General features: G+C 71.1%; 13 protein-coding genes and 1 pseudogene. 4 read left to right on the top strand and 10 right to left on the bottom strand.

Translation table 11 applies throughout. The features are described 5' to 3' along the window. Positions 1-269 precede the first annotated feature (269 nt). From AB0M28_RS35735 to thyX, 3 genes are all read right to left on the bottom strand, one after another. Positions 270-1955 (bottom strand): ribonuclease J, encoded by a 1686-nt coding sequence (locus AB0M28_RS35735; protein WP_365414166.1) that lies wholly within the window; start codon positions 1953-1955, stop codon positions 270-272. A gap of 204 nt (positions 1956-2159) precedes the next feature. Continuing rightward, the gene (gene dapA, locus AB0M28_RS35730) at positions 2160-3059 is read right to left on the bottom strand and encodes a 4-hydroxy-tetrahydrodipicolinate synthase (RefSeq protein WP_365414164.1); all 900 of its coding nucleotides are present in this window, start codon (positions 3057-3059) and stop codon (positions 2160-2162) included. Positions 3060-3260: 201 nt separating this feature from the next. Further along, entirely contained in the window at positions 3261-4007 is a 747-nt protein-coding gene (gene thyX / locus AB0M28_RS35725) for an FAD-dependent thymidylate synthase (RefSeq protein WP_365414162.1), read from the bottom strand. Between the two features lie 219 nt (positions 4008-4226). On the opposite strand from thyX, the gene AB0M28_RS35720 reads away from it, so the two are divergent. Then, a complete protein-coding gene (locus tag AB0M28_RS35720; RefSeq protein WP_365414160.1) occupies positions 4227-4475 on the top strand; it encodes a hypothetical protein in 249 nt (82 codons plus the stop codon). A gap of 99 nt (positions 4476-4574) precedes the next feature. Further along, positions 4575-5120, top strand: a complete 546-nt coding sequence (locus tag AB0M28_RS35715) for a hypothetical protein (protein WP_365414159.1) — start codon at positions 4575-4577, stop codon at positions 5118-5120. Here the strand turns inward: AB0M28_RS35715 and AB0M28_RS35710 are convergent. The 7 genes from AB0M28_RS35710 to eccD form a co-directional block, all read right to left on the bottom strand. Beyond that, the gene (locus AB0M28_RS35710; protein ID WP_365414157.1) at positions 5110-5562 is read right to left on the bottom strand and encodes a hypothetical protein; all 453 of its coding nucleotides are present in this window, start codon (positions 5560-5562) and stop codon (positions 5110-5112) included. The two genes, AB0M28_RS35715 and AB0M28_RS35710, sit on opposite strands and share 11 nt — an antisense overlap. A gap of 5 nt (positions 5563-5567) precedes the next feature. After that, entirely contained in the window at positions 5568-6323 is a 756-nt protein-coding gene (gene dapB, locus AB0M28_RS35705) for a 4-hydroxy-tetrahydrodipicolinate reductase (protein WP_365414155.1), read from the bottom strand. Between the two features lie 44 nt (positions 6324-6367). Then, positions 6368-7741 (bottom strand): pitrilysin family protein, encoded by a 1374-nt coding sequence (locus AB0M28_RS35700; RefSeq protein ID WP_365414170.1) that lies wholly within the window; start codon positions 7739-7741, stop codon positions 6368-6370. 25 nt (positions 7742-7766) lie between these two features. Beyond that, positions 7767-9986: a polyribonucleotide nucleotidyltransferase gene (locus AB0M28_RS35695; protein ID WP_365414153.1), complete on the bottom strand. Its 2220-nt coding sequence runs from the start codon at positions 9984-9986 to the stop codon at positions 7767-7769. Between the two features lie 409 nt (positions 9987-10395). Next, complete coding sequence (gene rpsO, locus AB0M28_RS35690) at positions 10396-10686, bottom strand: 30S ribosomal protein S15 (RefSeq protein ID WP_365414152.1); 291 nt, start codon at positions 10684-10686, stop codon at positions 10396-10398. 125 nt (positions 10687-10811) lie between these two features. Then, the gene (locus AB0M28_RS35685; RefSeq protein WP_365414150.1) at positions 10812-11576 is read right to left on the bottom strand and encodes a M23 family metallopeptidase; all 765 of its coding nucleotides are present in this window, start codon (positions 11574-11576) and stop codon (positions 10812-10814) included. Between the two features lie 413 nt (positions 11577-11989). Next, on the bottom strand, positions 11990-13519 hold the full coding sequence (gene eccD, locus AB0M28_RS35680) for a type VII secretion integral membrane protein EccD (RefSeq protein WP_365414168.1): 1530 nt from the start codon (positions 13517-13519) through the stop codon (positions 11990-11992). Between the two features lie 323 nt (positions 13520-13842). On the opposite strand from eccD, the gene eccCa reads away from it, so the two are divergent. Together eccCa and AB0M28_RS35670 are read left to right on the top strand one after the other, a co-directional pair. After that, the gene (eccCa, locus tag AB0M28_RS35675) at positions 13843-17835 is read left to right on the top strand and encodes a type VII secretion protein EccCa (RefSeq protein ID WP_365414148.1); all 3993 of its coding nucleotides are present in this window, start codon (positions 13843-13845) and stop codon (positions 17833-17835) included. A 45-nt stretch (positions 17836-17880) separates the two neighbouring features. Next, positions 17881-17956: pseudogene (locus tag AB0M28_RS35670) on the top strand (oxidoreductase); the annotation flags it as partial.

Raw genomic sequence — 17956 nt, 5'->3', positions numbered from 1 at the left:
GCTGTTGAGTTCTCAAGGAACGGACGCTTCCTTCGTACTCACCCTCTCGGGCTTTCCTCCGGGCGCTTCCCTTCGGTGTTTCCGACTCTATCAGACCTTTTTCGGTGTCTGATTCCCGCCGGAGGGGATCGTTTTACCTACCCGAACTCCCGAGTCCTGGAGGCGCGATGGCCCCGGCTCTCGTTCAGGCGGTGTCGTAAACGTACTGGACGGCCAGGCCCAACGCAAATCGGCGGGGCTTGGCCGTCCGTACGGGTGAAATCCGCAGGTCAGACCTCTACGACGACCGGGAGGATCATCGGGCGGCGGCGGTAGCTGTCCGATACCCACTTGCCCACGGCCCGCCGAACGAGCTGCTGGAGCTGGTGAGTTTCGACGACGCCGTCCTGGGCCGACTTGGCCAGGGCCTCCTCGATCTTGGGGATGACCGCGGCGAAGGCGGAGTCCTCGATGCCGGAGCCGCGGGACTGGATGTACGGGCCCGCCGTGATCTTGCCGGTCGTGGAGTCCACGACGACGAAGACCGAGATGATGCCCTCCTCACCCAGGATGCGGCGGTCCTTCAGCGAGGACTCGGTGACGTCGCCCACCGAGAGGCCGTCGACGTACACGTAGCCGGCCTGGACCTTGCCCGAGATCTTGGCGCGGCCGTCGATCAGGTCGACCGCGACGCCGTCCTCGGCGATCACGATGCGGTCGGGGGCGACGCCGGTGAGGGCGCCGAGTTCGGCGTTGGCGCGCAGGTGGCGCCATTCGCCGTGGACCGGCATCAGGTTCTTCGGCTTGCAGATGTTGTAGAAGTACAACAGCTCGCCGGCCGAGGCGTGGCCCGAGACGTGGACCTTGGCGTTGCCCTTGTGGACCACGTTGGCGCCCCAGCGGGTGAGGCCGTTGATCACGCGGTAGACCGCGTTCTCGTTACCCGGGATGAGCGACGACGCCAGGATGACCGTGTCGCCGTCGACGATGCGGATCTGGTGGTCGCGGTTGGCCATCCGGGACAGCGCCGCCATGGGTTCGCCCTGGGAGCCTGTACAGACGAGGACGACCTCGTTGTCGGGGAGGTCGTCGAGTGTCTTGACGTCGACGACCAGGCCCGGGGGGACCCGGAGGTAGCCGAGGTCGCGGGCGATGCCCATGTTGCGGACCATGGAGCGGCCGACGAAGGCGACCTTCCGCCCGTACTCGTACGCGGCGTCGATGATCTGCTGGATGCGGTGGACGTGGCTGGCGAAGCTGGCCACGATGATGCGCTTCTTGGCGCCCGCGAAGACCCCGCGGAGCACGCTGGAGATGTCCCGCTCCAGCGGTACGAACCCGGGGACCTCGGCGTTGGTGGAGTCGACCAGCAGCAGGTCGATGCCCTCCTCGCCGAGCTTGGCGAAGGTGCGCAGGTCGGTGAGGCGGCCATCCAGCGGAAGCTGGTCCATCTTGAAGTCGCCGGTGTGCACGACCATGCCCGCGGGCGTGCGGATGGCCACGGCGAGGGCGTCGGGGATGGAGTGGTTGACGGCCACGAACTCGCAGTCGAAGGGGCCGACGCGCTCCCGGTCGCCCTCCTTGACCTCGAGGGTGTACGGCCGGATGCGGTGTTCCTGGAGCTTGGCCTCGATCAGGGCGAGGGTGAGCTTGGAGCCGATCAGCGGGATGTCCGCCTTCTCGCGGAGCAGGAAGGGGACGCCGCCGATGTGGTCCTCGTGGCCGTGCGTCAGGACGATGCCCTCGATGTCGTCGAGGCGGTCCCGGATGGTCGTGAAGTCGGGCAGGATCAGGTCGACGCCGGGCTGCTCCTCCTCGGGGAACAGGACACCGCAGTCGACGATCAGCAGCCGGCCGCCGTACTCGAAGACCGTCATGTTGCGGCCGATCTCGCCCAGGCCGCCGAGCGGCGTGACACGCAGCGCGCCCTCGGGGAGCGGCGGCGGGGGGCCGAGTTCGGGATGGGGATGACTCAATGGACTTCTCCTCACCACGCGCGCCGGCGTACGCCCCGGGCCGGTCGCAGGCGATGGCCCAGAGGGGTACGGGAGCGCGCGTGTCTTATGTGTTGGTGTGCTCTATTCAGTTATGACGTCTGGTGGCCGCGCGATTACTCCACCGCGCTGGGACGCTGCGCCGTTCGGGCGCAGCCGCGGGGGTAAGGCCGGTCCGGGACGGGGCTACAGGTGTACTCCGCCCGCGGCGAGGTCGCGCTTGAGCTGCTCGGTCTCGGCCGCGGTGAGCTCGAGGAGCGGCGGGCGCAGCGGGCCGGCGGGGTGGCCCTGGAGGTTCAGGGCGGCCTTGGTGGTCATCACGCCCTGGGTGCGGAACATGCCGGTGAAGACCGGCAGCAGCTGCTGGTGGATCTCGGTGGCCTTGCGGGTGTCGCCGCTGAGGTGGGCCTCCAGCATGGCGCGCAGCTCGGGCGCGACGACGTGGCCCACGACGGACACGAAGCCGACGGCGCCGACGGAGAGCAGCGGGAGGTTCAGCATGTCGTCGCCGGAGTACCAGGCCAGACCCGTCTGGGCGATGGCCCAGCTGGCGCGGCCGAGGTCGCCCTTGGCGTCCTTGTTGGCGACGATCCGCGGGTGCTCGGAGAGCCGGATCATGGTGTCCGTGTTGATCGGTACTCCGGAGCGGCCCGGGATGTCGTAGAGCATCACCGGGGAGTCGGTCGCGTCGGCGATCGCCTTGAAGTGGCGGTAGAGCCCCTCCTGCGGGGGCTTGCTGTAGTACGGCGTCACCGTGAGGAGGCCGTGGGCGCCGGCCTGCTCGGCGGCGCGGGCCAGCTCGACGCTGTGCCGGGTGTCGTTGGTGGAGCAGCCGGCGACGACGTGGGCGCGGGCTCCGACAGCCTCGACCACCGCGCGCACCAGGTCGGCTTTCTCCGCGTCGCTGGTGGTGGGGGACTCACCGGTGGTGCCGTTGACGATCAGTCCGTCGTTGCCGGAGTCCACCAGATGGGCGGCGAGCCGCTGCGCGCCGTCGAGGTCGAGCGCACCGTCCGCGGTGAAGGGGGTGACCATGGCGGTCAGCACCCGTCCGAACGGGGTCTGCGGTGTGGAAGTCGGAGCCATGGGTCCCACGCTACTCGTAGGTCAGTGCAGCAGGGGAACCCGGCACTGCCTGCTCGGGGGTTCAAGCAGTGCCGGGTCCGTGATCTCAGCGTATGCGAACTTCCCAAAATGGGGCAATCTGAACGGTTCGCCGGGTTGTTCGGGTGAGGCCCGCCCCGGCGGCCGCACCGAGCCGTTCAGGGCCCGCATCCCGCTAGCCGGTCAGGGGGAGACGCGGCCGTTGGCGTTGAAGGCCGCATGGGTGAGGGGCATCAGCTTCGCCCACTCGGCCTCCATCTTCTCGGCGACCATCTCGATCTCCCGCTGCGGGAACGAGGGCACCTTGGCCAGCTCGTGCTTCGTCCGCAGGCCGAGGAAGTGCATCAGCGAGCGCGCGTTGCACGTGGCGTACATCGAGGAGAACAGGCCGACCGGGAGCGTGGCGCGGGCGACCTCGCGGGCGACGCCCGCGGCGAGCATCTCCTGGTATGCGGCGTACGACCGGCGGTAGGACTCCTCCATCGTCTCCGTGACCAGCTTGTGCTGCTCGGGGCTGCCCTCGACGAAGACGTACTTGCCGGGGCGGCCCTCCTGGACCAGCTTGCGGTCCTGGCCGGGGACGTAGAACACCGGCTCCAGCTCCCGGTAGCGGCCCGACTCCTCGTTGTAGCTGAACCCGACCCGGTGCCGGTGGAACTCGCGGAAGACGAAGATCGGGGCGCTGACGAAGAACGTCATCGAGTTGTGCTCGAAGGGGCTGCCGTGGCGGTCCCGCATCAGATAGTTGATCAGGCCCCGGGAGCGCTCCGGGTCCTTCTGCAGCTCGTCGAGGGAGTGCTCGCCCGCGGTGGAGACCCGGGCGGCCCAGAGCACGTCCCGGTCGGAGGCGCTGTGCTTCACGAGCTCGACGGTGACGTCGCTCCTGAACGTGGGGGTGGTGGGGCTCGCGGCCTCGACGGTCTCGGTCACCGGCGGGTCCTTCCGTGCGGCGGTTCTCTACGGGCGGGACCAGCTTATGGGGCGCCACCGACAGTCCTGTTCCGCGGCGGGCTGCCGCGGCCCGCGCGGCCGGGACGGGCGGGGCCGGAGTCCTGGGGCGGAAGCAAACAGAAAGTTTACGGACACACCTTGTTACGCTTGCCGATAGCCCAGTAAATAGGGACACATGTGGGCTGGGGAGGGGTTCTCATGTCCGGCCGGCGCCAGGAACACGTGCCGTTTTCGTTCATAGCCGAGGCGGATCGTTTCCGCAGTAATGTCGCGCCGCCGCGGCGGCGCCACGCCACCTCCGGGCAGATGGCCGGGCGCTCCCTGGTGGGTCTGCTGGTCGCGGGAGGGCTGGTGGGGGCCCTGTTCTTCGGGATGCCGGCCCTGCAGAGCGCCCAGCCCGGCTCGGGAACGGCGCAGCAGACGGAGACCGGCTCGACGCAGCCGTGACGCCGCAGCGGGCACCCGTCCGCCGTACCGGGGTGGAACCACTGCCACCGCCCCGATAATCTCACCGGGCAAGGCGAATCGACGACGTGAGGATCTGCCGTGCCCCTGCCCTTCCTGGCGGCCGACCGCGACTTCGGCGAGCTCGCGGGCGACGGCCCGCTCCCCCACGCCGAGCACGACTACTGGAGGCGTCCGTACCGGCCGGGACCCTGGCGGGTCGGCGGTGCCGCGCTGGCGCTGCTGATCGTCTCGTATCTGCTGCTCGCCACGGTCATCATGCTGATGGCGGGCTCCGCCAGCGGTGCCGTCGCCTGCTTCGTCTCCGCGCTCGCCGTCACCGCCGCCGCGCTGCGCGTGCTGCGGATGGGCGTGTGGGTGAGCGCGCGGGGCGTGCGCCTGGTCAACTTCCTCTACACCAAGACGCTGTCCTGGGATCAGGTCTCCGTGGTCCGTACGGCGCAGCAGCCGGTGAAGTGGCTGGGCCTCCCCCGCAGCGTGCAGGGCCAGGCCGTCGTGGCGCACACGCCCGGCGGTGACAGCCGCGCGCTGCTGACGGACAAGAACGCCGACTTCCTGGGCCGCCCCGAGGCCTTCGAGCGCGCCGCCGACACCATCGAGGCGTGGGGCGCGGAGCTCATCGCCTGACGGCTGTCCCCCGGTGTAGCGCGATCGCCCGCTGCATCGCCCGGCGGGCGCGCGGGGTGTCGCGGGCGTCGTGGTACGCCACGGCCAGCCGGAACCAGCTGCGCCAGTCCTGCGGCGCGGCCTCCGTCTCCGCCTGGTACCTGGCGAACACCTCGTCGGCGGAGTCCCGGTCGATGCGCCCGGCGGGCGTGCGCCTCAGCTCGTCCTCGGGCAGCCCGCCCTCGGCCTCGAGTTCACGCGCCAGCTGTCCGGCCCGTACGGCGAACTGGGTGGTGCGCCACAGGAACCAGATGCCGATCAGCGGCAGGACGAGCACCGCGATGCCGAAGGCGACTGTGACCGGGCGGCCGTCGCGGATCAGGATCCAGCCGCGGGTCCCGGCCAGGAAGAAGTAGACGACCAGGACGGCGGCCAGCAGGAAATACGTGATCTTGGAACGCACGGCAGTCAGTCCAGGTCGAGGAAGTGTTCGAGGCCGAAGGTCAGGCCGGGCGTCGCCACGACCCGGCGCGCGGCCAGCAGGATGCCCGGCATGAAGCAGCTGTGGTGCAGCGAGTCGTGCCGGATGGTCAGCGTCTCGCCCTGGTCGCCGAGGAGGACCTCCTGGTGGGCGAGCAGGCCGCGCAGGCGTACGGCGTGGACGGGCACCCCGTCGACGTCCGCGCCGCGCGCCCCGGGGAGGGACGTCGCGGTGGCGTCCGGCTGCGGCGGGAGGTCCGCGGCGCGGCGGGCCTCGGCGATCAGCTGGGCGGTGCGGGTGGCGGTGCCGCTGGGGGCGTCGGCCTTGTTCGGGTGGTGCAGCTCGACGACCTCGACGGACTCGAAGAAGCGGGCCGCCTGGGTGGCGAAGCGCATCGTGAGCACCGCGCCGATGGAGAAGTTCGGCGCGATGAGCACGCCGGTGGACGGGCTGTCCGCCAGCCAGCCCGTCAGCCGCTCCAGGCGCTCGTCCGTCCAGCCCGTCGTACCGACGACGGCGTGGATGCCGTTGCGGACGCAGAACTCCAGGTTCTCCATGACGGAGTCCGGATGCGTCAGCTCCACGGCGACCTGCGCGCCCGCCTCGGTGAGCCGGTCCAGGCTGTCGCCGCGGGTCAGGGCGGCGACCAGCTCCATGTCGTCGGCGGCCTCGACCGCCCGTACGGCCTCGGAGCCGATCCGGCCCCTGGCGCCGATCACTGCCACGCGGAGCTTGGCTGACATGCGTGTTTTCCTCGTTCGGTCGGGGCCGGTTGGCGTCCGGCGGGCTAGCTGACGGCGTCCGCCAGCCGGCCGGCCTGCTTGTCGCCCAGCGGGCCGATGACGGCCAGCGACGGGCGCTGTCCGAGTACGTCGCGGGCGACCGCCCGTACGTCGTCCGGGGTCACGGAGCCGATGCGCGCCAGCATGTCGTCGACCGACAGCTGCTCGCCCCAGCACAGCTCGCTCTTGCCTATGCGGTGCATCAGCGCGCCGGTGTCCTCCAGGCCCAGCACGGTGGAGCCGGAGAGCTGGCCGACGGCGCGGCGGACCTCGTCGTCGGTGAGGCCGTGCGCGGCGATCTGCTCCAGTTCGTTGCGGCAGAGCTTGAGCACGTCCTGGACCTGGCCGGGGCGGCAGCCGGCGTACACGCCGAACAGTCCGCAGTCGGCGAAGCCCGAGGTGTACGAGTACACCGAGTACGCCAGGCCCCGCTTCTCGCGGATCTCCTGGAACAGGCGCGAGCTCATACCGCCGCCGAGGGCGGTGGACAGCACGCTGAGCGCCCAGCGGCGCTCGTCGTGCCGGTCGATACCCGGCATGCCGAGGACGACGTGGGCCTGCTCGGTGCGCCGCTCCAGCAGCTCGACGCGGCCACCGGCGCGGATCTTCTGGCTGCCCGCGCGCGGGGCCGCCGGCACGGCGTCCTCGCGGGTGAGGGCGCCCGCCTGCTCGAAGACCCGGCGGACCTGGCGTACGACCGAGGCGTGGTCGATGTTGCCGGCCGCGGCGACGACGAGGCGGGTGGGGTCGTAGTGCTTCTTGTAGAAGCGGGCGATGCGGTCCCGGGTGAGGCCGTTGACCGTCTCCACCGTGCCGAGGACCGGGCGGCCCAGCGGGGTGTCGCCGAGGAGCGTCTGGGCGAACAGGTCGTGGACGCAGTCGCCGGGGTCGTCCTCGGTCATCGCGATCTCTTCGAGTACGACGTTGCGCTCGGCCTCGACGTCCTCCGCCCGGATGGCTGAGCCCGTCAGCATGTCGCAGACGATGTCGATGGCCAGCGGCAGGTCGGAGTCGAGCACGCGCGCGTAGTAGCACGTGTACTCCTTCGCCGTGAAGGCGTTCATCTCGCCGCCGACCGCGTCGATGGGGGCGGAGATGTCGAGCGCCGACCGGGTCCGGGTGCCCTTGAAGAGCAGGTGCTCCAGATAGTGGGTGGCGCCGTTGAGCGAGGGGGTCTCGTCGCGGGAGCCGACGTGCGCCCAGATGCCGAAGGTGGCGGAGCGCACGGAGGGCAGGGTCTCGGTGACGATCCGCAGGCCCCCGGGGAGGGTGGTCTTGCGGACCGTGCCGACACCGTCGACGCCCGGCAGCACCGTGCGGGTCGCTGCCCGGCGGGCGGGTTCGGTGCGCCTGGGACGGGGGACGGCCCGCCCCTCCAGGGAGGGGCGGGCCGTCTCGCGGGTGTTACGCGTCACTCTTGTCGGAGTCCTCGTTCTTCTCGTCCTCACCCTCGATGACGGGGATGAGGGACAGCTTGCCGCGCTGGTCGATCTCGGCGATCTCGACCTGCACCTTGGTGCCGACCGCGAGGACGTCCTCGACGTTCTCCACGCGCTTGCCGCCGGCGAGCTTGCGGATCTGCGAGATGTGCAGCAGACCGTCCTTGCCGGGCATCAGCGAGACGAAGGCGCCGAAGGTCGTGGTCTTCACGACCGTGCCCAGGTACCGCTCGCCGACCTCGGGCATCGTCGGGTTGGCGATGGCGTTGATCGTGGCGCGGGCCGCCTCGGCGGACGGGCCGTCGACGGCGCCGATGTAGATCGTGCCGTCGTCCTCGATCGTGATGTCGGCGCCGGTGTCCTCCTGGATCTGGTTGATCATCTTGCCCTTGGGGCCGATGACCTCGCCGATCTTGTCCACCGGGATCTTCACCGTGATGATCCGCGGCGCGTTCGGGGACATCTCGTCCGGGACGTCGATGGCCTCCATCATCACGTCGAGGATGTGCAGGCGGGCGTCGCGGGCCTGCTTCAGGGCCGCGGCCAGCACGGAGGCCGGGATGCCGTCCAGCTTGGTGTCCAGCTGCAGGGCGGTCACGAACTCCTTCGTACCGGCGACCTTGAAGTCCATGTCGCCGAACGCGTCCTCCGCACCGAGGATGTCGGTGAGGGCGACGTAGTGCGTCTCGCCGTCGATCTCCTGGGAGATCAGGCCCATGGCGATACCGGCGACGGGGGCCTTCAGCGGCACACCGGCGTTCAGCAGCGACATGGTGGAGGCGCAGACCGAGCCCATGGACGTCGAGCCGTTGGAGCCGAGGGCCTCGGACACCTGGCGGATCGCGTACGGGAACTCCTCGCGGGCCGGCAGCACCGGCACGATGGCGCGCTCGGCGAGGGCGCCGTGGCCGATCTCGCGGCGCTTCGGGGAGCCGACGCGGCCGGTCTCACCGACGGAGTAGGGCGGGAAGTTGTAGTTGTGCATGTAGCGCTTGCGGGTCACCGGGGAGAGGGTGTCCAGCTGCTGCTCCATACGCAGCATGTTCAGCGTGGTGACGCCCAGGATCTGGGTCTCGCCGCGCTCGAACAGGGCGGAGCCGTGGACCCGCGGGATCGCCTCGACCTCGGCGGCCAGCGTACGGATGTCCGTGACGCCGCGGCCGTCGATGCGGACCTTGTCCTTGATGACGCGCTGGCGCACCAGGGACTTCGTCAGCGCGCGGTAGGCGGCGGAGATCTCCTTCTCGCGGCCCTCGAACTGCGGGAGCAGCTTCTCGGCGGCCAGACCCTTGATGCGGTCCAGCTCGGCCTCGCGGTCCTGCTTGCCGGCGATGGTGAGCGCCTGGGCCAGCTCGTCCTTGACGGCGGCGGTCAGGGCCTCCAGGACGTCGTCCTGGTAGTCCAGGAAGACCGGGAACTCGCCGGTGGGCTTGGCGGCCTTGGCGGCGAGGTCCGACTGGGCCTTGCACAGGACCTTGATGAAGGGCTTCGCGGCCTCGAGACCGGCGGCGACGACCTCCTCGGTCGGCGCGGTGGCGCCGTCCTTGACGAGCTGGATCGTCTTCTCGGTGGCCTCGGCCTCGACCATCATGATCGCGACGTCGCCGTCCTCGAGCACACGGCCCGCGACGACCATGTCGAAGACGGCGTCCTCGAGCTCGGTGTGGGTCGGGAAGGCCACCCACTGGCCCTTGATCAGGGCCACCCGGGTGGCGCCGATCGGACCGGAGAACGGCAGGCCGGCCAGCTGCGTGGAGCAGGAGGCGGCGTTGATGGCGACCACGTCGTACAGGTGGTCGGGGTTGAGCGCCATGACCGTCTCGACGATCTGGATCTCGTTGCGCAGGCCCTTCTTGAAGGACGGGCGCAGCGGGCGGTCGATCAGGCGGCAGGTGAGGACCGCGTCCTCGGAGGGCCGGCCCTCGCGGCGGAAGAAGGAGCCGGGGATCTTGCCGGCCGCGTACATGCGCTCCTCGACGTCCACCGTCAGGGGGAAGAAGTCGAGCTGGTCCTTCGGGTTCTTCGAAGCGGTGGTGGCCGACAGCACCATGGTGTCGTCGTCCAGGTACGCGACGGCGGAGCCGGCGGCCTGCTTGGCCAGGCGGCCCGTCTCGAAGCGGATGGTGCGGGTGCCGAAGGAGCCGTTGTCGATGACAGCCTCGGCGTAGTGGGTCTCGTTCTCCACTCGGAATATCTCCTCGTCTGCGCCCCTCACCCGTATGGCCCGGGGCGGTGTACGCCCCTCGCCCGTGTGGCGGGAGGCGGTGGTCGGAGAGCTTCCGCCGGACCGGGCCGGCCGGCGGCGCATTCGGACCGGGCCGGTCTTCGATCGAAGCCTCCGGGTACGGACCCGGGGGCCACTACCGAGGACCGGCGCAGGTAGGCCTGTGGCTTACGCCTGCGGGCGCGGCGGAGGCGGTTGCTCCCCGTATTCATCTGTGTGCTCGCCACCAGACTACAAAGCTTCGGCGCTCGTCACGACGCCTGGCGTGCACTGGTGGCGGTGCGGCCGGTGGGATCGCTCCCCCCGGCGGGCGGCGGATACGCGAAAGGGAGCGGCTCCCGGGTGTGGGAACCGCTCCCTGTCGAGAGCGTTACTTGACGCCGCCGGCGGCGCCGCGGCGGATGCCGAGGCGGTCGACCAGCGCACGGAAGCGCTGGATGTCCTTCTTCGCCAGGTACTGCAGCAGGCGGCGGCGCTGGCCGACGAGCAGCAGCAGACCACGGCGGGAGTGGTGGTCGTGCTTGTGGGTCTTCAGGTGCTCGGTCAGGTCCGAGATACGACGGCTGAGCATCGCGACCTGAACCTCGGGGGAGCCGGTGTCGCCCTCCTTGGTACCGAACTCGGCCATGATCTGCTTCTTGGTCGCAGAGTCGAGCGACATACCTTCTCCTTGGTGTCGGTTGCGGCCGAGCGCCCCTGGTCCGCTTCACAGGGGGTCTGACGTGTTACTCGGGCGCAGTCATCCAGGTTACCAGCCGGTGCGGACCGGTCCGTACCCGGGCGTGGTCAGTACCGGACGCCCTTGCCGGCCAGGTAGTTCAGCGGGTTGACCGAGGAGCCGTAGTACGGCGTGGTGCGGACCTCGAAGTGCAGGTGCGGGCCGGTGGAGTTGCCGGTGGAGCCGATCAGGCCGATCGTGCTGCCCGCGGTGACGTGCTGGCCGGTGTAGACCTTGCTCTGCGACAGGTGGCCGTACTGCGTGTACATGCCGTTCGCGTGGCGGATCACGATCTGGTTGCCGTAGGCGCCGCCCCAGCCGTTGGTGACGACGGTGCCGGACGCGGCGGCGTGCACCGGGGTGCCGGTGGGCGCGGCGAAGTCCTGGCCGGAGTGCTTGTGGGCCCACAGGGCGCCGCCCTGGCTGTAGCCGGCGCTGAAGGTGAAGTGGGCGGTCACCGGGGTGACCCAGCCGGTGGCCGGGGCGGCCTTGGCGGCGACGTGCTTGGTGACGGGCTTCTTGACGGGCTTCTTGACGGGCTTGACGGCCTTGGTCGCCGTCCGGGGGGCGGGCTTCGCCTTCTTGGCGGCCGGCTTCTCGGCCTTCTTCGCCGCGGGCTTGGCGGCGGGCTTCTCGGCCTTCTTCGCCGCGGCTGCGGTCGTGGCGGCGCCGGCGGCGGCGGTGGTCTTGGTGGTGGCCGCGGCCACGGCGGCCTTGGGGGCCGCGGGCTCCATCGAGTTCGCGATGGCGGCGCCGGAGAGCGCCAGGGCGAGGCCGAGGCCAGAGCCCAGTACGGCAGCGTTGCGTATGCGGTGAGCGAGAGCGGTGTGCATGCGGGCGTTACCTCCGGGGACGACACCCCGGAGCGGACCGGGGAAAGTGCACTCATTGGTAACGCGGGTGGACTAGGGGTTCAAATAGGGCAATTACTAACGCGGACCGTAGCCACGTCAGGGCATTTCCGCCCTTTACGGATGCATCGCGAACCCACCTTTTCGGACATATCGGGCCAGTGGGTGGCGGCCCGTGTCGCCGTTGGCCGTGCCGCCGACGGAAAGGGCCCGCCCTGGACGGAAGTCCGGGCGGGCCCTTTCCGAAGGTCCCTGGTTTCCCGGTCCGAAAGTCCCGAATCGGACACCGGGTTTCCACTATTGCGCGTAGGAGGCGAATTTCGGGCGTGGCGCATGCCACGCCGGCGGGCGTTCGGGGGGACTTTCGGCGGGACGTTCGCCCCCCTCGGCAGCGGTCAGCTGGTGAGGCTGCGGGCCGCCGAGTACGCGTCCAGCACCGCCAGGCACAGCGGCAGCAGCGAGAGCAGCGCCGCGGACTCGAACAGCTCCATGAAGCGGCCCCAGAACGGCGTCACCCCGGACCGCGGCACGATCAGGGCGATCGCCACGATCACCGCCACCGCCAGCGCGAACACCGCCGCCAGCCACACCGTGCGCAGGTCCAGGGCGGAGGTGTCGCCCTGCAGATAGTCCTTGACCAGGTCGTCCGGCACCCGCAGCGCCAGGCCGATGCCCAGCAGGACGAGCGAGCCGAGGCCCGCCACCAGCATCGACGTCACCTGCGAGGTGTAGCGGAAGAGGTGCGCCCGCAGCAGCAGCGACATGCCCGTGGCCAGCGCCAGCAGCTGTGCCCACCCGTCGCTGGAGAAACCGAGCACCGCCGCCGCGCCGACACCGACGGCGGCGCAGCCGCCGACGAGACCCACCAGCAGCTCGTGTCCGCGACGCGCCTGGGCGGCGATCCGCTCGGCGTCCATCGCGCCCTCCGTCTCGGGCACCGCGTCCGGGTCCACGTCGTACGTCGCCGCCGAACGGGGGGCGGCGTAGCCGATGGGCAACCGGGCGAAGCGGGTGGAGAGCCCGGGGAGGAAGGCGATCGCGCCCAGCGCGAACGGGGCGCACAGGGAGGCCGCCTCGACGGGCGCCATGTCGGCGCGCGTCGCGACGAAGGTGACGAGGGTGCCCGTGGTGGACGCGAAGGCCACCGCCACGAACGGGCCGTCGCCGGCCGGCGACAGCGCGATCAGCACGGAGGCCGCCAGCAGTACGGCGACGCAGCCGAGCAGGAACTGCAGCCGGCCGATGCCGTGTCCCTCGGACGGGGCGATGAGCCCGGAGCCGGCGATCATCATGTGCGGCATGGCGCCCAGGCCGAGCGCCACGGCGGAGGCGCGGTCCTCGTACACCCGGGCCCGTACGCCGGCGACCGCCACCAGCAGGATGCCGACGACCGCGGCGAGGATGCCGGGGAGGCTGTGCATGTCGTGGCCGACGGGGTCGGCGAACCACAGCACGAAGGCCATCAGGGCGAGGAGGACGGATCCGCCGATGAGCCCCGCGGTGCGCAGGAGGCCGTCGCTCCACATCTTGCGGTCCTTGGCGACCGCGGAGGCGACCGCGTCGGAGACGTCGTCGAAGACGGCGGGCGGGAGGGACTCGGCGAACGGGCGCAGGGCGAGGACCTCGCCGTCCACGATGCGCATGCCGCCGAAGGTGCGGGAGCTGTCCAGGACGGTGCCGTCGCGGCGTACGAGGTGGTAGCCGACGGGGCCGCCGGCGGCGGGCGTCTGGCCCGACAGCCGCAGGATCTCCGGGTAGATGTCGGCGACCGGGATGTCCTCGGGCAGCGCGACGTCGATCCGTCCGTCCGGCGCGACGATCGTCACGCGGACGAAGCCGGTCGCCGACGCGGTCGTGTGGCTGCCGCCCCTGCTGTACGCGCTTCTGCCCTGTGATGCGGGCCGCGCCGCGGCCCCCGAGGTCACCGTACTCACCCGTCCGCTCCCCTTCCCCGTGTTCGCGCCGCGCGGGCGCCATACGCCGGGCGCTTACCTTACCGTCGCGACGGAGCTGCGGGGGCTCCGCCCCCAGGCCCCCTTCGGGAGGCGGCCGTTGCGCGGGTACGGCGGTCCGCCCCGGGAGGTTTCACGGAGAGGGCCGGTGGCCCTCAAGGGCGTTCACCGGGGGCGGGTGCGAGGGGGCGGGCGGGGTGCGCGGCGCAGGGGGCATGCGGGGGGTCGGGGGCGACCAGTAGGATCACGGCCGCGGGGGCCGATACCGCCCTCGTACACGAGGGATTGGTAGCGCAGTGACCCACATCGTCGTCAAACGCCAGCCGCGGGCTCTGCCCCCTGACGTGCCGAGCGAGGACCTGCGGCTGGAATCGCCCCCCGAGCTGCCCCGCGGCTATCAGGAGGGTGTGCTCATGCAGATCCTCCCCATGCTGGGGATGGGGACCATGGTGGTCTTCTTCTTCAACCCCGGCGCGCCCCCCTTCATGCGCATCATGGGCATGGTGATGATCGCCGCCATGGTCGCGATGATCGTGGCGATGGTCGTACGGTTCCGCAAGGGCACCCAGGGCGAGATGGCGGACATGCGCCGCGACTATCTCAAGTACCTCGCGCAGACCCGCCGCCAGGTCCGCAAGACCGTACGCAAGCAGCGCGACGCGCAGTTCTACCTGCACCCCTCCCCCGAGCAGCTGTGGGCGCTGGTCGCCGAAGGCAGCCGGGTCTGGGAGCGGCGCGCGGGCGACGAGGACTTCGCCGAGGTACGGGTGGGGATCGGCCCGCAGCGCCTGGCGACGGCGCTCGTCGCGCCGGAGACGCGGCCCGTGGACGAGCTGGAGCCGCTGACGGCCGGCGCGATGCACCAGTTCCTCAACACCCACTCCACGGTGGAGGGTCTGCCGCTGGCGGTGTCCCTGCGCGCCTTCTACCACCTGACGGTGAGCGGCGAGCGCGACTCGGTGTACGGGATGGCGCGCTCGATGGTGGGCCAGCTGGCCTCGATGCACTCCCCCGACGACCTGGTCATCGGGATAGCCGCGGGGCAGAGTGCGGTCCGCGAGTGGGAGTGGGCCAAGTGGCTGCCGCACGCGCAGCTGCCCGGTGAGGCCGACGGCGCCGGCAGCCGCCGCCTCATCGCGAACAGCGCGCTGGAGCTGGAGGAGCTGCTCGCGGACCGGCTGGAGTCGCGGCCGCGGTTCAACGCCGGCGGCCAGCCGCTGCTGGACGACCCGCACCTGGTGCTGATCCTCGACGGCACGATGGTGCCGCCCGGTTCGGTGCTCGCCTCCCCCGAGGGCCTGCAGGGTGTCACCGTCATCGAGGTCGTGCCCGGTGACATGGACGCCTCCCGCGGCGGCCTCGCCATGGTCGTACGACCGGGGCGGCTGGAGCTCGACTCCGGCGCCGGCGAGGTGTACCTCGCGGAGCCCGACCTGCTCGCGCCCACGTCCGCCGAGGCCCTGGCCCGGCAGCTGGCGCCGCTGCGCATGGCGTCGGCCGGCGGGGACGACAGCGAGCAGCCGCTGCTGGCGAACCTGGAGTTCACGGACCTGCTGGGCCTCGGCGACGCGGCGACCATCGACACGATCCGTACCTGGCGGCCGCGTTCGACGGCGGAGCGGCTGCGCGTGCCGATCGGCGTGGGCGAGGACGGCTCGCCCGTCATGCTGGACCTCAAGGAGGCCGCGCAGGACGGTATGGGCCCGCACGGCCTGTGCGTCGGCGCGACCGGTTCCGGCAAGTCGGAGCTGCTGCGCACGCTGGTGCTGGGCCTGGCGGTGACGCACACCTCGGAGACGCTGAACTTCGTCCTCGCGGACTTCAAGGGCGGCGCGACCTTCGCCGGTATGTCCGAGATGCCGCACGTGGCGGCCGTCATCACCAACCTGGCCGACGACCTCACCCTCGTCGACCGCATGGCGGACTCCATCCGCGGTGAGCTCAACCGCCGCCAGGAGATGCTGCGCGACGCCGGCAACTACGCCAACATCCACGCGTACGAGCGCGCCCGCGCCGCCGGCGCCCCGCTGACGCCCGTCCCCTCCCTCGTCCTCGTCATCGACGAGTTCAGCGAACTGCTCACGGCCAAGCCCGAGTTCGTCGAGATGTTCGTCCAGATCGGCCGGATCGGCCGCTCGCTGGGCGTACACCTGCTGCTGGCCTCGCAGCGCCTGGAGGAGGGGCGGCTGCGCGGTCTGGAGACGTATCTGTCGTACCGGATCGGTCTGCGCACCTTCTCGGTCGCCGAGTCGCGCGCGGCGATCGGCGTGCCGGACGCGTACCACCTGCCGTCCGTCCCCGGCTCCGGCTATCTGAAGTACGGCACGGACGAGATGGTCCGCTTCAAGGCGGCGTACGTCTCCGGCGTCTACCGCACGCCCGGCGAGGAGGCCGCGCACACCGCGGCCTCGGCGCCGCCCGCGGTGCTGCGTCCGCCGGTGCTGTTCACGGCCGCGCCGGTGGCCGTGTCGCGGGCCGTCACCGATCCGGTGCCCGTCGTCCCCTCGCCGCGCGCGGGCCACTCGGACGACGACGCGCTCGCCGACACCGTGCTCGACGTGATCGTCGGCCGGCTGGAGGGCAAGGGACCCGGCGCCCACCAGGTGTGGCTGCCGCCGCTGGACGCCCCGCCGTCGCTGGACGAGCTGCTGCCCGGCCTCACCAAGCTCGAGGGCCGCGGCCTGGTCTGGCCGGAGGCGGTGCAGCCGGGCCGGCTGACCGTACCGCTGGGCCTGGTGGACAAGCCGTACGAGCAGCGCCGCGACGTGCTGTGGCGGGACTTCTCCGGCGCGGCCGGCCATATGCAGATCCTCGGCGGCCCGCAGTCCGGCAAGTCGACGCTGCTGCGCACCCTGATCGCGGCCTTCGCGCTCACCCACACCCCGCAGGAAGTGCAGTTCTACGGGCTGGACTTCGGCGGTGGCGGCATGTCGTCGGTCGCCGGCCTGCCGCACGTGGGCGGGATCGCCTCCCGGCTCGACCCCGAGCGGGTACGCCGCACCGTCGCCGAGGTGTACGGCATCCTCAACCGGCGCGAGGAGTACTTCCGCGCCGCCGGCATCGACTCGGTGGCGACCTTCCGGCGCCGCCGGGCGCGCGGCGAGATCGATCTGACCGACCAGCCGTGGGGTGACGTCTTCCTGGTCATCGACGGCTGGCAGGGCTTCCGTACCGAGTACGAGGGCCTGGACCAGATCGTCACGGACATCGCCTCCCGCGGTCTCGGCTACGGCGTGCACGTGGTGCTCACCGCCTCCCGCTCGATGGAGGTGCGGGCGGCGCTGAAGGACCAGCTGATGAACCGGCTGGAGCTGCGGCTGGGCGACACGATGGACTCGGAGTTCGACCGCAAGGTCGCCGCGAACGTCCCCACCGGCGTCCCCGGCCGCGGCCAGACCCCGGAGAAGCTGCACTTCATGGCCGCCGTACCGCGCATCGACGGCGTCGGTTCCGACGACGCCCTCTCGGACGCGACGGCCGCGCTGTGCACCGCGTCGGCCGAGGCGTGGCGCGGACCGCAGGCCCCGGCGGTGCGGCTGCTGCCGCGCCTGCTGCAGGCCGCGGAGCTGCCCAAGGGCAACGACGCACCGGAGCGCGGCATCGCCTTCGCCATCGACGAGAACAACCTCGAGCCGGTCTACGTCGACTTCGAGACCGACCCGTTCTTCCTCGTCTTCGGTGAGAGCGAGTCCGGCAAGACCGGCCTGCTGCGGCTGCTGGCCAAGCAGATCGCCGAGCGCTACAGCCCCGACGAGGCCAAGATCGTGGTCGGCGACTACCGCCGCTCGCTGCTCTCGGCGATCCCGGAGTCGCATCTGCTCGAGTACGCGCCGATGTCGACGGCGATGGAGGGCCATATGGCGGCCCTGCGCGACATGATGGTGCGCCGCACCCCGGGCAACGACATCACGCCGCAGCAGCTGCGCGACCGCAGCTGGTGGTCGGGCCCGAAGGTGTTCATCATCGTCGACGACTACGAGCTGGTCGCCACGTCCAGCGGCAACCCGCTGGCGGTGCTGACCGAGCATCTGCCCTTCGCCCGCGACGTCGGTGTCCGCTTCATCATCGCGCGCAGCGCGAGCGGTGTGTCGCGGCAGATGTTCGAGCAGGTCATGACCCGGATGAAGGAGCTGGGCGCGCAGGGCGTGGTGCTCTCCGGCGACCCGATGGAGGGCGAGGTGCTGGGCAACGTCCGCGCCCGGCCGATGCCTCCGGGCCGCGGGTACTTCGTCTCGCGCAAGCGGGGGGCCCCGCTGGTGCAGCTCGGCTGGCTGCCGGACGAGCGGTAGGCGGCGACACGACGGCTGAGGGCCGCCCCGGATTCCGGGGCGGCCTGGGCGATCACCCGCCCCTCCCACGTCAACATCGACCTCCTGGTAGTCCGCCCCCGAGCCCAGGCCGCCAACCACA

The sequence above is a fragment of the Streptomyces sp. NPDC051940 genome (assembly GCF_040680895.1).
Lineage (GTDB): Bacteria > Actinomycetota > Actinomycetes > Streptomycetales > Streptomycetaceae > Streptomyces.
The sequence above is the reverse complement of the archived record's forward strand: the minus strand, read 5'-3'. Positions and strand labels throughout refer to the sequence as shown.

Coding starts and splice junctions, on each gene's coding strand:
- dapA (WP_365414164.1), bottom strand. CDS start 3,059: ATGGCTCCGACTTCCACACCGCAGACCCCGTTCGGACGGGTGCTGACC.
- AB0M28_RS35720 (WP_365414160.1), top strand. CDS start 4,227: ATGTCCGGCCGGCGCCAGGAACACGTGCCGTTTTCGTTCATAGCCGAG.
- dapB (WP_365414155.1), bottom strand. CDS start 6,323: ATGTCAGCCAAGCTCCGCGTGGCAGTGATCGGCGCCAGGGGCCGGATC.
- rpsO (WP_365414152.1), bottom strand. CDS start 10,686: ATGTCGCTCGACTCTGCGACCAAGAAGCAGATCATGGCCGAGTTCGGT.
- AB0M28_RS35685 (WP_365414150.1), bottom strand. CDS start 11,576: ATGCACACCGCTCTCGCTCACCGCATACGCAACGCTGCCGTACTGGGC.